16 protein-coding genes are annotated in these 16399 nt (G+C 31.2%); 11 read left to right on the forward strand and 5 right to left on the reverse strand.

Annotated features, from left to right (window positions below):
* Position 1: 1 nt before the first annotated feature.
* The 4 genes from NZD85_RS02015 (at position 2) to NZD85_RS02030 (ending at position 5706) form a co-directional block, all read left to right on the forward strand.
* On the forward strand, positions 2-1600 hold the full coding sequence (locus NZD85_RS02015) for a DUF6850 family outer membrane beta-barrel protein (protein WP_260543099.1): 1599 nt from the start codon (positions 2-4) through the stop codon (positions 1598-1600).
* A gap of 7 nt (positions 1601-1607) precedes the next feature.
* A complete protein-coding gene (locus NZD85_RS02020) occupies positions 1608-2753 on the forward strand; it encodes a cytochrome-c peroxidase (RefSeq protein WP_171622509.1) in 1146 nt (381 codons plus the stop codon).
* 82 nt (positions 2754-2835) lie between these two features.
* Positions 2836-3234, forward strand: a complete 399-nt coding sequence (locus NZD85_RS02025; protein ID WP_260543102.1) for a hypothetical protein — start codon at positions 2836-2838, stop codon at positions 3232-3234.
* Between the two features lie 69 nt (positions 3235-3303).
* Entirely contained in the window at positions 3304-5706 is a 2403-nt protein-coding gene (locus NZD85_RS02030) for a heavy metal translocating P-type ATPase (RefSeq protein WP_260543104.1), read from the forward strand.
* A gap of 52 nt (positions 5707-5758) precedes the next feature.
* Here NZD85_RS02030 and NZD85_RS02035 read toward each other — a convergent pair whose 3' ends face one another.
* The 3 genes from NZD85_RS02035 to fumC form a co-directional block, all read right to left on the reverse strand.
* The gene (locus NZD85_RS02035) at positions 5759-6211 is read right to left on the reverse strand and encodes an RES family NAD+ phosphorylase (protein WP_188320045.1); all 453 of its coding nucleotides are present in this window, start codon (positions 6209-6211) and stop codon (positions 5759-5761) included.
* Positions 6212-6213: 2 nt separating this feature from the next.
* Positions 6214-6648: an antitoxin Xre/MbcA/ParS toxin-binding domain-containing protein gene (locus NZD85_RS02040; RefSeq protein WP_171622518.1), complete on the reverse strand. Its 435-nt coding sequence runs from the start codon at positions 6646-6648 to the stop codon at positions 6214-6216.
* Positions 6649-6775: 127 nt separating this feature from the next.
* Positions 6776-8173, reverse strand: a complete 1398-nt coding sequence (gene fumC, locus NZD85_RS02045) for a class II fumarate hydratase (RefSeq protein WP_260543108.1) — start codon at positions 8171-8173, stop codon at positions 6776-6778.
* 125 nt (positions 8174-8298) lie between these two features.
* Between fumC and NZD85_RS02050 the strand changes: the two genes are divergently transcribed.
* Complete coding sequence (locus NZD85_RS02050) at positions 8299-8505, forward strand: hypothetical protein (RefSeq protein ID WP_225541985.1); 207 nt, start codon at positions 8299-8301, stop codon at positions 8503-8505.
* Between the two features lie 51 nt (positions 8506-8556).
* On the opposite strand, the gene NZD85_RS02055 is transcribed toward NZD85_RS02050, so the two are convergent.
* Positions 8557-9009, reverse strand: coding sequence for an SRPBCC family protein (locus NZD85_RS02055; RefSeq protein ID WP_260543110.1), 453 nt, complete (start codon positions 9007-9009; stop codon positions 8557-8559).
* 103 nt (positions 9010-9112) lie between these two features.
* Between NZD85_RS02055 and pafA the strand changes: the two genes are divergently transcribed.
* From pafA to NZD85_RS02075, 4 genes are all read left to right on the forward strand, one after another.
* Positions 9113-10759 (forward strand): alkaline phosphatase PafA, encoded by a 1647-nt coding sequence (gene pafA, locus NZD85_RS02060; RefSeq protein ID WP_225541987.1) that lies wholly within the window; start codon positions 9113-9115, stop codon positions 10757-10759.
* A gap of 137 nt (positions 10760-10896) precedes the next feature.
* On the forward strand, positions 10897-11958 hold the full coding sequence (locus NZD85_RS02065) for a linear amide C-N hydrolase (protein ID WP_171622522.1): 1062 nt from the start codon (positions 10897-10899) through the stop codon (positions 11956-11958).
* 74 nt (positions 11959-12032) lie between these two features.
* Positions 12033-12866 carry a sulfurtransferase gene (locus tag NZD85_RS02070; RefSeq protein ID WP_260543113.1) on the forward strand — a complete coding sequence of 278 codons (834 nt, stop codon included), beginning with the start codon at positions 12033-12035 and terminating at the stop codon, positions 12864-12866.
* A gap of 217 nt (positions 12867-13083) precedes the next feature.
* On the forward strand, positions 13084-13695 hold the full coding sequence (locus NZD85_RS02075; RefSeq protein ID WP_225541989.1) for a hypothetical protein: 612 nt from the start codon (positions 13084-13086) through the stop codon (positions 13693-13695).
* Between the two features lies 1 nt (position 13696).
* Here the strand turns inward: NZD85_RS02075 and NZD85_RS02080 are convergent, their stop codons facing one another.
* Positions 13697-14797 carry a putative type IX sorting system protein PorV2 gene (locus NZD85_RS02080; protein WP_260543116.1) on the reverse strand — a complete coding sequence of 367 codons (1101 nt, stop codon included), beginning with the start codon at positions 14795-14797 and terminating at the stop codon, positions 13697-13699.
* Positions 14798-14902: 105 nt separating this feature from the next.
* On the opposite strand from NZD85_RS02080, the gene NZD85_RS02085 reads away from it, so the two are divergent.
* Together NZD85_RS02085 and NZD85_RS02090 are read left to right on the forward strand one after the other, a co-directional pair.
* Positions 14903-15643 carry a CDP-alcohol phosphatidyltransferase family protein gene (locus NZD85_RS02085; RefSeq protein ID WP_260543118.1) on the forward strand — a complete coding sequence of 247 codons (741 nt, stop codon included), beginning with the start codon at positions 14903-14905 and terminating at the stop codon, positions 15641-15643.
* The gene (locus NZD85_RS02090) at positions 15640-16398 is read left to right on the forward strand and encodes a 3'-5' exonuclease (protein ID WP_188320039.1); all 759 of its coding nucleotides are present in this window, start codon (positions 15640-15642) and stop codon (positions 16396-16398) included. The genes NZD85_RS02085 and NZD85_RS02090 overlap by 4 nt, the downstream gene beginning before the upstream one ends.
* Position 16399: the final 1 nt, after the last annotated feature.

A 16399-nucleotide genomic window follows, 5' to 3' on the forward strand; every position in this document is an offset into this window, starting at 1 on the left:
CATGAAATCAATTGATTTAACAACATACGACAATAAATTTTTGAGAATCGCTTCTTTTACTTGTTTATTTTTTGCAAGTCAATTGTTCGCGCAAGAAAATGATTCGATAAAAGTGACTTCTAACGAAGCAGAGCAATTTATCAAAGATTTGAATTGGGAATTGCCTATTGCAACGCATTCTTTACCAATAAAAGATTATACACATACCGGAATTTATTTCAATCATAAAAACAATCAATTTGCTCGTAAACAAACAGCAGAAGAAACAAATCGTTATGGTTTTCTAAGCGAAGGTTTATACACAACTGAAAATGATTTTAAAATTTTTGGAACGATAAACCTTGAAAAGTTTACAGAAAAAAATCTTGGATGGAATCTTTCTGACCAACGTACAGATGAACAACAAGTATTATCGCCACAGTATTTTTACGTGCCACGTGCTGCTGATTGGGATAATCAGCGCTATTTGATTCGTGGAGGAGTTTCTAAAAATTTCGGAAAAATGACATTAGCTGCAAAAGCTGAATTAAATGTCAATAAAATGGCTCGTAAATTAGATCCTCGACCTGAAATTAAAAACAATCAATTAGTCGGTGAAATTCAGGCTGCTTACGAAATTATGGACGGTCATCAACTTTTTGTTTTAGGAGCTTATGGGCGAAAAGACAAAGATTTTAGTATCGTTTATAAAAATAGAAATTTGGATGTTGAAGCTTATCCAGAAACCTATTTACGTTATATGGCAGGATATGGTCGTGTGATTAATAACCCGTTGAGAAATAAAATTGATAATGAAAAATCACTTTATCAATATTTTACTCGAAATATTAGTTCAAAAATTGGTGGTGGTTATCAATTTAGTTCTGACAATACACGTCTGATTTTAGGTTATAATTACCAAGAAAATCAACAACGTATGTATGATAGCAAAACGAAGGAAGATAAATTCTTTATTTACGTTTGGGATATCAATGAGCAATTAGCTTATGCCAATTTCATGACAACGTTTGATAACAATACAATGAATGCTCGTTTAGATTTCTCGAGAAAAGATGGTGAAAATTATGATGTTTCAATTGGTGGAATGAACTATCAAAATCGTTTACAAAATGCGAATTTAGATGTTAATTTGGCGAATCGTGATCAATCAAAAATGAATTATTTCATTGGTTTCAAATCAAGTTATAATCAAAATAAATATTACGATGCATTAGCAATTTATACCATGAAAATTAAATCGTTGGATGTTGGTGTTTATGGGAATAAAGATGTTATGTTGAATAATAAATTAAAAATAAATATAGGTTTAGCTTTTAATTATTATGCGCTACTTGATTCCTATTTTGATTATACGAAAATGACAGGTATTAATGAAGATACATTTTATAACAATGTAGCTTCTTATGATTATGCTTACAATACGACAGATCATCTTGATGCATCCACCTCTATACGCTTCATTTTACCGATTAAAAATAATAAGACAATCGAGCTATATACACAGTTAAAAGGTATATTTGCAACAAATAAAAGTAATTTTACCCGAATTAATACAGACAATACCTATTGGATGAACTTCGGAATTCAATTAAATTATTAAAATGATTATGAAAAAAATGCTTCCATTATTTGCAATTGGAGCTACTACTCTATTTTATGCATTTAACAGTAATAAAATAATCGACCAAGGTTATACAATTACCGATTTACGAGCATTGTATAGTAGTGGAGATCAGTCTAAATGGCCTACTCCAACTGTTGACGAAAGTGTTTTGAATGATGGATTTGAGGATATTGGAACATTAGGAGAAGTTCCTTTTCCCAAAGATAATCCATATACAAAAGAAAAAGCTGAATTAGGGAAAACGTTATTTTTTGATCCTCGTTTATCCAATTCTAATCAAATTTCTTGTGCAAATTGCCATGATCCTGAATTAAATTGGGGTGATGGTCGACGTGTTCCTTATGGAGAAGACCGTCAATTGGGTGCACGTAATTCACCAAGTTTAATGAATGTGGCTTATGCTAAAGTAATGTTCTGGGATGGTCGAGCAAAAACGTTGGAAGAACAAGCTGAATTCCCAATTCGTGATAAAAAAGAAATGAATCATCACATCGATTTTGCAACAAAAAGAATTGCTCAAATTGCTGGTTACAAAGATTTGTTCAAACAAGCTTTTGGAGACGAAAACGTATCAAATGATCGCATAACGAAAGCAATTGCTACTTTTGAACGAACAATTTTAGCTCCAAAAAATCGTTTTGATAAATTTATTGCTGGAAAATCAGATGAATTAACAGATCAAGAAATCGAAGGTTTACATCTTTTCCGTACAAAAGCAAGATGTATCAACTGTCACAATTCGGCTTATTTTTCGGATAATAAATTCCATAATATTGGATTAACGTATTATGGACGAGAATACGAAGATTTAGGTTTATACAATACAACTAAATTAGCAAAAAATGTTGGTGAATTTAAAACACCTTCTTTGCGTGAAGTTCCTCAAAATGCACCTTATATGCACAATGGATTATTTCCAACTATTCGTGGTGTCTTAAATATGTACAATGCTGGAATGTTTCATTTTCAACCAAATGAAAAACAGAAAAATGATTCATTATTTCCTAAAACATCTGATTTGGTGAAAAAACTTAATTTAACAACTTCCGAATTAGATGCATTAGAATCCTTTTTAATGAGTTTGAAACAGAATCAATACAAAATGCGCCCACCGCATTTACCAAAATAAAATTATAACATAAAAAGCCTCAAAATTGAGGCTTTTTATGTTATAATTCGTTTATATTTAAAATCATTATTAAACATTTAAGTTGAGAAAGCAATATCATTTTCGTCGAATCAATCAGCAACTTTATATTTGGGATGTTGATCGATTGATTAGCTTAATACAAAATATTCTGCCAAAAGAAATTCCTGTAAGTGCTATCCGCGAATTAAACGAGCCTTATTGGTACAGTAATGAAGGAGATGTTCCTACATGTAAATCGATTGCCGAACATATGATTTTAGTAAATGATGCTGATCTTTCGTATCCTATTATTTTATGTCCAGAAGGAAAAATAATGGATGGCATGCATCGCGTCGTGAAAGCATATTTAAATGATCATATTTCAATTCATGCTTATCAATTAAAAAAACTTCCTGAACCTGATTTTATAGATGTAGATCCGCAAGACTTACCTTATGAAGACGATAATCTTATTTTATAAATTTATTCTACAATTGTATAACATAATTTCTTAAAAATTACTTGAAATTTGTAGTATAAAATAACTATTATGAATACGCAAACCCTTATTATACCGCTTCTTAATTTAGAAACGCAAGAACAAGTTTCTAAATTGAACCAAATGATATCTGAAGTTGAAAATCTGGATAGTTTTTTTATTGATTTATCAAATAAAAGTGTTTCGCTGACGGCAAAAAAAATGCCTAAAGTAACAGCTAAAGTTTTTCAAATCCTAAAACAAAATAATTTCAAAATCGATTCTGTCGAAATAAATTACCCCGTACTTAACATGACTTGTGCTTCATGCGCAAGTAGCTCGCAGGCAAATTTAAAACGTCAACCAGGTGTTGTAAATGCTGAAGTGAATTATGGAAATGGAATGGGAAAAATAGAATATATTCCTTCTTTAACTTCTCCCGAAAATTTAAAAAATGCATTAGTTGAGGTTGGATTTGATTTAGTGATTGATGAATCAAAAAATCAAGACGAAGAAATAGAACAACTTCATGAAGATAAATACCTATCACTAAAAAAGAACGTGATATGGGCGCTTGTTTTTGGTATTCCTTTGTTCATTATAGGAATGTTTTTTATGAATATGCCTTATGGTAATTATATCATGTGGGCGCTTTCTACTCCTATTCTCTTTATTTTCGGTCAACAATTTTTTGTTGGTGCGTGGAAACAATTGAAAAATAAGACAGCTAATATGGATACTTTAGTAGCTTTGAGTACTGGTGTAGCTTATATATTCAGTGTTTTCAATACATTATTTCCAGAATATTGGCACAGCAAAGGTTTACACGCTCATCCTTATTTTGAAGCAGCTGGTTTGATTATCGTTTTTATTTTGATTGGTAAATTGATGGAAGAACGTGCGAAGGGAAATACATCTGAAGCAATCAAAAAATTAATAGGTCTGCAACCCAATACGGTTTCTGTTTTAAAAAATGGAAATCAAGTTGAAGTAAAAATTGAAGATGTGCAAATTGGAGACTTGATTTTATCTAAACCTGGAGATAAAATTGCCGTTGATGGAATAATTATTTCTGGAGAAACTTTTATCGATGAAAGTTCTTTAACTGGTGAACCTCTTCCTGTCGAAAAAGGAGTTGATGCTACTGTTTTTTCAGGAACATTGAACCAAAATTCTCCTATTCAATATAAAGCCTTAAAAGTTGGTAATGATACGCTCTTAGCTCAAATCATTCAGTCTGTGAAGAATGCACAAGGTAGTAAGGCGCCAGTTCAACAATTGGTGGATAAAATAGCAGGAATTTTTGTTCCGATTGTAATTATCATAGCAATTTTAACTTTTATTACATGGTTAGTTTTAGGTCAAGAAAATGCGTTTACCATGGCACTTTTATCCATGATAACTGTATTGGTTATCGCTTGTCCTTGCGCACTTGGTTTGGCTACACCTACTGCAATTATGGTTGGAATGGGAAAAGGAGCTGAACAAGGAATTTTGATTAAAAATGCAGAAAGTTTAGAATTGGCAAAGAAAATTGATACGATTATCTTAGATAAAACAGGAACAATTACAGAAGGAAAACCTAAATTACAAGAATTAATTTGGTTTGATGATTCTGCTAAAAATATACTTTATACCATCGAGAATAATTCGCAACATCCCTTAGCCAAAGCTATTACTGCACATATTGGTAAACAAGAAAATTTATCGGATTTGAAAGTTGAAGATGTTTCTGGAAAAGGATTAAAAGCAACTCGTTTGAACAAAGAATATTATGTTGGGAAAATAAGTTGGATGAACGAATTGAACATTCAAATTGAGGAGAATGTTAAACAAACAATTCAAGATTTTTCAACTAAAAATTATACCACTTCTTTCTTTGGTGATAATGAAAATGTTTTAGGTTTGATTGGAATTTCAGATGAAATAAAAGCAACTTCTATTGAAGCTATAAAAGCATTTCATGAAAAAGGAATTGAGGTTTGGATGGTGACTGGTGACAATGAATTTTCTGCGAATGCAATTGCTAAACAAGTTGGAATTGACCAAGTTGTAGCGAATGCTTTACCTCATGATAAAATGAATATCATCAAAGATTTACAAAATAAAGGAAGAATTGTTGCGATGGTTGGTGATGGAATTAATGACAGTGCAGCTTTGGCACAAGCAGATGTTTCGATTGCAATGGGAAATGGTTCTGATATTGCAATTGATGTTGCCGAAGTAACGTTAATCGGTGGCGATTTAACAAAAATTAATCATGCGATTAATCTTTCAACACAAACAGTTAAGACTATTCATCAAAATTTATTCTGGGCATTTATTTATAATGTAATCGGTATTCCAATTGCGGCAGGTGTTCTTTATCCAATCAACGGATTTTTATTAGACCCAATGATTGCAGGAGCTGCAATGGCTATGAGCAGTGTAAGTGTTGTAACAAACAGTTTATTATTGAAATATAAAAAGATTTAAAACCTTCATAAATCAATAAATCGCCTAAAGATTTAGGCGATTTTTTTATGCTTTATAATAAACGATCATCCCAATTGTAATCTTCTATTTCTTTGATTTTTACTTTCGAAGAAAAATCGGGATGTTTTGTATTAATTAAATAATTGTATTCTTTCGGAATGATTGACGAAGGAACTTTCATCACCAAATATTTAAAATCTTGATACCAAGCAGATCCAATTTCTTGAAGTTTCGGATAAGACTCTACAGATTGCCAATTTTTGGGTAATTTAGAATCCTTTACATTGTAAATTTCATCTTCTGTACAATCAATTTCAATCACTAATAATTTGTACGAATTGTCAATCGTAATTGAACTGCGGTGAACCACTAATTCTAAGGTTGATAATGCGCGTGTACTTCCCGAATAAATTACAAATTCATCATTTTTGTTCCATCTGTTGGCAACACCAGAAGCTTGTAATGATTTTGCATATTTAGCTTTACGTATATTGTAAACTAACATTCTTAAACGTTTTCTCCGTACTCAATAGCTGTTAAACGATTGTCAATGAATTTTAAACCAGATACTGTATCCAAGAAATCCATTGGTGCTTTTTTATCCAATAAAACGTTTGGAGTTGTTAACCATTTTTCGAAATCATCTTTTGTGTTAAAAACCTCTAAACCATGTTTATACAAAGAAATTAAAAGAACAACATGCTCTTTCGTATTGTCTTTTAATGAAACGTCTTTTGTTTTATAATTTCTATATGTACGCGTTGTAATATTTAACCAATTCGAAATAATATCATCTTTTAAACCAGATAATTCGTCTAGATATTTGATGTATTTTTGATCGATATTATAACTATTTACATAGAAATAGACATTAGTGAAATCTCTTACTTCAGGAATTTCATCAATGATTTGCTTGTAACTTTTTAGTTTTATTGTTGCCATAATTTTAAACTTTTACTAAAGATACAATTTTTCCTCTTAATAAAGGAATTTTTTCTCAATTATTTTAATACGTACAAAAAAAGAGGTTACAAAAGCAACCTCTTTTACTATAATGATTTATATTTTCTTATTTTAAAGAACCAACCATATCTTCTGGTTTTACCCATTCGTCAAATTGTTCAGCAGTTACATATCCTAATGCAATTGCAGTTTCTTTTAACGTAGAGTTATTTTTGTGTGCAGTTTGCGCAATCTCTGCAGCTTTGTAATAACCAATTTTTGTATTAAGCGCAGTTACTAACATTAATGAATTATCTACTAATTCTTTGATACGAGCATAATTTGGTTCGATACCTTGTGCACAATGTTCGTCAAAAGAAACACAAGCATCCCCTAATAAACGTGCAGATTGTAAGAAATTTGCAGCCATTAATGGTTTGAAAACATTTAATTCATAGTGACCTTGAGTTCCACCAATCGTAATTGCAACATCATTACCCATAACTTGAGCAGCAACCATAGTTAAAGCTTCACATTGTGTAGGATTTACTTTACCTGGCATGATAGAAGACCCTGGCTCATTTTCTGGAATAATGATTTCACCAATACCTGAACGAGGTCCTGAAGCTAACATACGAACATCATTTGCAATTTTGTTTAATGAAACAGCTAATTGTTTCAACGCTCCGTGAGTTTCTACGATGGCATCGTGAGCAGCTAACGCTTCAAATTTATTTTCTGCAGTAACAAATGGATGACCTGTAAACTCAGCAATGTATTTAGCGACTACTACATCGTATCCTTCTGGAGTGTTAAGTCCTGTACCTACAGCAGTTCCTCCTAATGCTAATTCAGATAAATGCGCTAATGTATTTCTTAATGCTCTTAAACCGTGGTTTAATTGTGCTACATATCCTGAAATTTCTTGTCCTAATGTTAATGGAGTTGCATCCATTAAGTGTGTACGACCAATTTTTACAACGCTTTTAAATTCTTCTGCTTTCTTAGCTAAAGTATCACGTAATTGTTCAACACCTGGAATTGTTACTTCAACAACAGCTTTGTAAGCGGCAATATGCATACCTGTTGGGTAAGTATCGTTAGAAGATTGAGATTTGTTCACGTCATCGTTCGCTTTCAAAACAGGTTCTCTTTCTCCAATTTTACCTCCTGCTAATACTTGAGCACGATTAGCAACAACTTCGTTCACATTCATGTTAGATTGTGTTCCCGAACCTGTTTGCCAAATAACTAATGGAAATTGATCATCTAATTTACCTGCTAAGATTTCATCACAAACAGCTGCAATAGCATCTCTTTTTTCAACTGGTAATACACCTAACTCAGCATTTGCATAAGCTGCAGCTTTCTTAAGATAAGCAAAACCTTCAACGATTTCTTTTGGCATTGAAGCAGCTGGACCAATTTTAAAGTTATTTCTTGAACGTTCTGTTTGAGCGCCCCAATATTTGTCAGCAGGAACTTTTACTTCCCCCATGGTGTCTTTCTCAATTCTGTATTCCATTTTTTATTTTTATTATATTTACTTATCTCACAAATTTAAGAAATCGTTTGATGAAAGAAAAGTGATTAATGTTAGTATTTCTATAAATTTTATTTACTAAGTTTGTATCACATAAAAATAAAATCATGATTCAATTTTTAGGTTTCTTATTATTCTTAGTAATCGCTTTATGCGGATTTTGGGGTATCATCTTCTTTTCAACGATAGCTATCTCTTGGATTCCATTTTGGGTTGCGAATTTAAGAAAAGAAAAAGCAGGAATAGTAACAGCGGAAGATCCTCGTCCGATTTTACCAAATCAAGAAGGAATCACAGTATTATTCAAAAAATAATCGGCTGTAAAAAAAATTAAAAAGAGACTTGACGAAGTCTCTTTTTTTATTCTATTCAACTTTCAAATCATCATCTACATTACCTTCTAAATAACTCTTCAAACTAATTCGGATAATCTCTGACCATCCAGCTTCAAAACTTTCACGAGAAAAATTCTTGTCTTCTGGCGGAAATGACTCAATTCCTTCGTGAATTAACGTCAGTTTAGTTTGAGGAACAAATTCATTTTCTATCACTTCTAATAAAAAGGTAACAACAGAATCTCCTTCATAAACAGGATACTTCCATGTATATACTAATTTAGATTGTGGAGCAAAATCTACTATTTTACAATGATGTAAATACGAACCTCCGTAAAATTCGAATTCAAATCCTTCTTCTAGAACAAATTCATCAATATCAAAATACCATTTATCAAAAGCAGGTTTTGTCGTTAAAGCATCCCATACTTTATCTATTGACGTGTCAAAAATCTCAACGACTACAACGGGTTTAGCACTCATAATCTATTTTTTTATGTTTTTGCTTAATTTACTAATTATTTAATTATTATTTAAATTTCGGCCAAAATTAAATTGTTACATTTGTCTTTGTAAAATTTTAAAAATGAAATTTAATAAAACTTTTTTAAGTGTTTTAGGACTTTTTGCAGGGCTTTCTTTATATGCACAACAAGAAGTAAACCGTCCTAAATTAGTGGTTGGAGTTGTCGTAGATCAGATGCGTTGGGATTATTTGTACCGTTATCAAGATCGTTATTCTCAGGGTGGTTTCAATCGTTTATTAAACGAAGGTTATAGCAACGAAAACACTTATATTCCATATATTCCTACTTATACGGCGATTGGTCATAGTACGATTTATACAGGTTCTGTCCCAGCTATTCATGGAATTGCGGGAAATGATTTTATCATTCAAGCAACTGGACAAGAGATGTATTGTACACAAGATGATACTGTTAATGGAGTTGGTACTTCTTCTAAAGCAGGGAAAATGTCTCCTAAAAACTTGTTGACTTCTACGGTTCCTGATCAATTGAAATTAGCAACTAATTTTCGCTCAAAAGTATTTGGTGTTTCATTAAAAGATCGTGGAGGAATTTTACCAGCAGGCCATTTTGCTGATGCTGCTTTTTGGTTTGACGGAGAATCTGGAAACTGGGTTTCGAGTACATTCTATATGAACGAATTGCCAAAATGGTTACAAAAATTCAATGATAAAAAAGTAACTGAAAAATATTTAGATAAATGGAATACACTTTATCCAATTGATACGTATGTACAAAGTGAAAAAGATGGAAATCCGTATCGACAGAAGTATAAAGGATTAGATAAAATGCAATTTCCTTATGATTTGAAAAAATTAAAAAAAGAAAATGGTTTGGGATTAATTCGTTCTACTCCATTCGGAAACTCGTTGACAAAAGATATCGCAATTGAAATTATTGATAACGAAAAATTAGGTCAAAACGATAAAGGAATTACCGATTTCTTAGCAGTTAGCTTCTCTTCTACAGATTATGTTGGTCACCAATTTTCACCAAATACTATCGAAATGGAAGATACTTATTTACGTTTAGATAAAGATTTGGAACAATTATTCAATCATTTGGATCAAAAAGTTGGAAAAGGCGAATATTTAGTTTTCTTAACGGCTGATCATGGTGGAGCACATAATCCAAAATATTTCCAAGATAAAAAAGGAAACGCTGGATATTTTCAAACTTCAGAAGTAAAAAAAGCTTTAAATGCTAAATTACAAGCTGAATTTAAAACTGCTGATATTGTACGCTCTTTATCAAATTACCAAGTCCATTTGAATAATCAGCTTATTGAAACTAATGATTTAGATGAAGAAGATATCAAAGATGAAATTGTGAAATTCATGCAAAAAGTTGATGGTGTTTCTTTTGTTGCAGATATGGACAAAATCGGAAATGCATCAATTCCTTCTGAAATTAAAGAACGTATGATCAACGGTTTCAATCGTAAACGAAGTGGTGCAATTACCTATATTTTAGATCCACAATGGTACGGAGGAAAACTAAACGCTGGCGGAACTACTCACGGAACTTGGGGATCTTACGATGCTCATATTCCATTTGTTTTAATGGGATGGGGAATTAAACAAGGTAAAAATAATAACCGAGTTTATATGACTGACATCGCTCCTACTTTGTCTGCTTTGTTACACATTGAAGAGCCAAATGGGAACATTGGTAAACCAGTGGTTGAGGTGATTAATCAAAAATAATCTTTCACATAGCATTTAATTCAAACGCAATCATTCATGGTTGCGTTTTTTTATGTAATTATGATATTAAATCAATCATGTATAACTGATATAAGAATTATAATTCTTAAATTTAGATACACAAATATCACCTCATAATGAAAAAGAATTTTTACAACAAACTTACTTTAACATTATTCTCTACCAACTTACTATTTTTATTAGCTCCAAAACTTGATGCTTGTACAAGAGTTGTTTACAAAGGTCCAGAAAATACAGTAATTACTGCTCGTTCTATGGATTGGAAAGATGAGATTGATGCCAACATTTGGATTTTTCCAAGAGGACTAGATCGCACCGGAAATGTTGGGAATGCATCAGAAAAATGGACTTCAAAATATGGTAGTGTAATTACAAGTGCTTGGGATATAGCGACAACTGATGGTATAAATGAAAAAGGATTAGTTGCAAATGTATTATGGTTAGTTGAAAGTCAATACCCTAAATTTGATCCAAAAGGATCTAAACCTGGAGTCACAATTGCTGCATGGGCACAATATGTATTGGATAACTATGCAACTGTGAATGAAGCAGTGGAAGATTTGAGAAAAGAAAAGTTTGTAGTAGTTTCTGATTACATTCCAGGAACGCAGAAATTTACAACTTTACATCTTTCAATTTCTGATGCTAAAGGTGATAACGCTATTTTTGAATATGTAAATGGTAAATTAAAAATACATCACGATTCATCTTACACGGTCATGACTAATTCGCCTATTTTTGAAGAACAATTAGCCATTAATCAATATTGGAAAGGAATTCCTGGAACGATAATGCTTCCTGGAACTAATAGAGCTCCTGATCGTTACGTACGTGCATCTTATTATATCAATGCTATTCCACAAACTGCAGATACACGTATTTCAATTGCGAGTGTTTTTAGTGTCATCAGAAATGTTTCAGTTCCTTTAGGAATTTCGTCAGAATCCGAACCGAATATTTCCTCTACTCGTTGGAGATCAGTTGCGGATCATAAAAACTTAGTTTATTATTTCGAAACTACAAAAACACCAAATACTTTTTGGGTTGATTTGAAGAAGATTGATTTTAATAAAAATGCTTCAACAAAACGATTAAGCGTTAGTAAAAATGAAACTTATGCTGGAGAAACTTCTCTACTCTTTCATCAGGCAAAGCCATTTACTTTTGTTGGAATATAATAAATAAATGCATAATTCAAAAACGTAATCAAAATGGTTGCGTTTTTTTATATTTATAACATACTATTTAGTCTATGAAATTTGATACTCCAATAATAACTGCAATCGAATTAAAAGAAAACATACATCTTGATAATTTGATTATTTTAGATTGTACGATTGATAAAATTGGTCAAACCCTGCAAAACGAAAAATTAGAGTTAATTACAAATTCTGTGTTCTTTGATTTGGAAGGAAAATTTTCTGATCATTCTATTCAACTTCCTCATACTTTGGTTGATGAAAATACTTTTACAACAGAATCTCAACAACTTGGTATTAATGATAATTCTATCATCGTTTGTTATGATCGATGGGGTGTTTATTCAAGTCCACGCGTTTGGTGGATGTTCAAAACGATGGGACACAAAGAAGTATATGTTTTGGATGGTGGTTTACCTGAATGGAAAAAAAATAATTTTGAAACTGTTTCTTCACATTTACAACCTCGTGAAAAAGGTGATTTTGTTGCTCACTTGCAGGAACATTGGTTTGCTGATACACAAGTTATGTTAAATGCGATAAATGACAATTCAAAAATCATTGTAGATGCACGATCACAAGGCCGTTTCGAAGGTGTTTCTCCCGAGCCAAGACAAGGTTTGAGAAGTGGACATATTCCAAATTCAAAGAATTTATATTTCGAAAATGTTTTAAATGGTGAAAACTATAAATCTTCAGCTGAATTAAAATCTATTTTTGAAAAATTAACTGATTCGTCTAAAGAAAATATTTTTTCGTGCGGTTCGGGAATTACTGCTTCTATTCTTGCATTAGCTTCTACAATTGCAGGTTACGAAAATATAAAAGTCTATGATGGTTCTTGGTCTGAATGGGGCGCTGATGAAAATTTACCGATTGAGAGATAACCTTATGTTAATTTATAAAAATTACGATGATTCAGATTTTAAAATAAACAATATTTTAAAAAATTCGTTCTATATACTAAATTCATCAATATTTCTAATCATATTATATATACTAATAAAAGAAATCATATTTGAATTTGCTATTTTCTTCATAATTCACTGGTTTATATCAGGTTATTATATTTATAAAAAAACTTTATCTGTTGAATATTTCGAATTGCATGAAGATTATGTTTTAACAAAAGGATTTTTTGACAGAAATTGGAAGAAAACTGCTTTATCAGAAATTACGTATGATTATAATTACAAAAAAGATGCAGAATACTTAACGATACATTTAGGTGATAAATTATTTGAATTTGGAGCATCATCAAATCTGACTATTTCAGAATACTTTGAATCAAAATGTAAAAAAAATATTTTTTATAAACGATCATGGAAATATTATTTCTATCATATACTTTGTTTTTCTCCTTTTTTATTGACAATTATTTCTGGTGCAGTTTTAAAGAATGATCAAGATCAATTAATGAATGCTTCTGTTAATGAAAAAGGTTTGATTGAATTAAAAGATCAAATTAAAGAAATTCGTTTTAAAGGAAGAAGTGCAACTGCTACTATTGATTTAAATAAATACAAAGAATTTGATTTTTCATTTGAAGATGATTCAATTCGTTTAAAGAAATTAAAAGATGGCGATTCTATAGAATTCTATATTTCTCCGTACGAATACGAAAGAAAAATTTTAAAATCTAAACCATTAAAATGGTACGATCGAAATTTTGGTTATAGTTCTTTAACTGTCTATAGAATTAATAAAATTGATTAATCTATCTCCACTTATCCATTTCGAAACGAACAGAAAAAATATTAGAGTATAAACCTATTCCACTATCACCAAAATTAGTTAAAGCATAATCAATTGAAATTCCTTTGTATTTGAACCCTACTCCAACATTTGGTTGAATTTGAGTTTTTTGTTTTCCATCAAATTGTTCAATTTTTTGTAAATTATTCAATCCTCCGCGAACAAAAACCATGTCATCATAAGCTAACTCGATACCGGCTTGTGGTGAAATAGAAAACCCTTTTCCAGAAATTGCTGCATTAGTTTGTTGAAATTCAACACTCATATCCACTTCACCTAACAAGGACCAACGGTCATTAAAATCGAATTTTTTTCCTACACCAAATTGTAATTTTGGCATTGTTAACTCGATATTTTCACCTGGCAAATCGTTCAGAATTGTTGGTTCACCTTCATTGTTTGGTTCATCAATAGAAATTTCTTTTACTTTGTCTTTATTAATACTCCAAGCGTTAAAAGTTGTTGTAATATCACGTGCCATCATACCAAAATACATTTGATTATCAGTACGATATTGCAATCCAAGGTCGATTCCAAAACCAAATCCTTTTGCAAATTTTCCTATATGTCGATAAACTATTTTAGCATTAACTCCAAACTGAATATCTTTATTATTGAAGACATTTCCCGCATACGACATTGTCAAAGCATAATCTGCGGTAGAAAATTTAGAAATCTTATCGTAATTAATATTCCCTTGATTATCGATTAGTTCTGTTGTATTTAGAATATCATCCACACCAAAACGCATCAACGAAAAAGCTATGGTAGAATTACTTTCTCTCAACGGAATAGCAACTGCTGCGTAGTCAAATTTTGCAATAGATTGAAAATATTCAGCGTGCATTGCAGAAGCTTCCCAATCGTACGTAATTTCTGTTAAACCAGCCGGATTCCAATAACTTGCATTGGCATTTCCAATATTTGCCACAACCGCATTTCCCATTGCAAAAGAGCGAGCGTCTGCACCAATGTTTAAAAACTCGTTCGAGTATTTGCGTGCAGTTTGAGAAAAAGCAAATTGACTTGCAAGAACAGATAATAAAAGGAATATTTTTTTCAAAATTGATAAATTACGTATATAAAAACTCAAAATTAGTGGTTTTATTGTGTTTAAAAAGGATTCAGATTAATATTTGTTTGTATTTTTGTCCTGAAAAATTCATTTATGAAATTATTTACAATTCCAAACTTTCTAACACTACTTAACCTTTCGTGTGGTGTATTATCAGCCATTTTTATGATATCGAGTAATGCTCAAATTACAACTACAACAGTTACAATTGTCATGGTTTTGATGATAATTTCTTTAGTTGCCGATTTCTTAGACGGAATGGTTGCTCGCTTAATGAATATTGGTAGTCCTATCGGAAAAGAGTTAGATTCTTTAGCAGATTGTATTTCGTTTGGTGTAGTTCCTGGATTGATGTTATTTTCGATTTTTAATCATTTGTCAACTGATTTTATTTATGAAAATGAAAACTTAAAAATTTCAGCTCTTTCATTATTTGCATTTTTAGTACCAGCTTTTTCTGCTTTACGATTAGCAAAATTTAATTTAGATGAAGATCAAAGTACTTATTTCAAAGGATTAGCAACTCCATCTAATACCTTATTTATTTTTTCATTATTTTCAATTTATTACAACAAAGGACAAATTATCAATCCAGAAATTGATACGTATTTATTAATCGCTGTGTCTATTGTTTTTAGTATCTTATTAATTATCGATTTACCATTATTTGCCTTAAAATTTAAAGGATTGAGTTGGGCAGAAAATTATTATAAATACATTTTCTTAATCATTACAATTGGTTTAGTAGCTTGGTTGCAAGTGGCTGCTATTCCATTAATTATCCTATTATATATCATCATCTCAATCATTTTTAGAAAAGAAATTACAAAATGAAATTAACTAAAAATATCTGTTTCTTTGATTTAGAAACGACAGGAACAAATGTTTCGAAAGACCGAATCGTTGAAATCTCTATTGTGAAAGCTTTTACAGATGGAACAAAAGAAGTAAAAACATGGAAAGTTAATCCAGGAATTCCTATTCCACCAGAAACAACTTTGATTCACGGTATTTCTGACGAAGACGTTGTAGACGCTCCTTCTTTTAAAGAATTAGCGCCAGAAATTATGGAAATGATCAAAGATTCTGACTTGGCTGGATATAATTCGAATCGTTTTGATATTCCACTTTTAGCAGAAGAATTATTGCGCAATGGTTTTGATTTTGACGTATCAAAACATCGCCCAATTGACGTACAAGTGATTTATCATAAAATGGAACCTCGTAATTTAAGTGCAGCATATAAATATTATTGTGATAAAGAGTTAATCGATGCACATTCAGCTGAAGCGGATACTATAGCGACTTACGAAGTATTAATGGCTCAAATAGAAAAATATGATGAACTTGAGAATGACAATAAATTTTTGAGTGAATTTTCTTCTCAACGCAAAACAGCTGACTTAGCAGGCTTTATACAATACAACGATAAAGACCAAGAAATCATTTCGTTTGGTAAATACAAAGGACAAGTTGTAACGGATGTTTTTGCAAAAGATCCTGGTTATTATTCATGGATTCAGAATGCAGATTTCCCTTTGTACACAAAGAAAGTTTTTACTCGAATCAAATTACAAAACGGTTTTTAAA

The sequence above is a fragment of the Empedobacter stercoris genome, from assembly GCF_025244765.1.
In the GTDB taxonomy this organism is placed as follows: Bacteria; Bacteroidota; Bacteroidia; order Flavobacteriales; family Weeksellaceae; genus Empedobacter; species Empedobacter stercoris.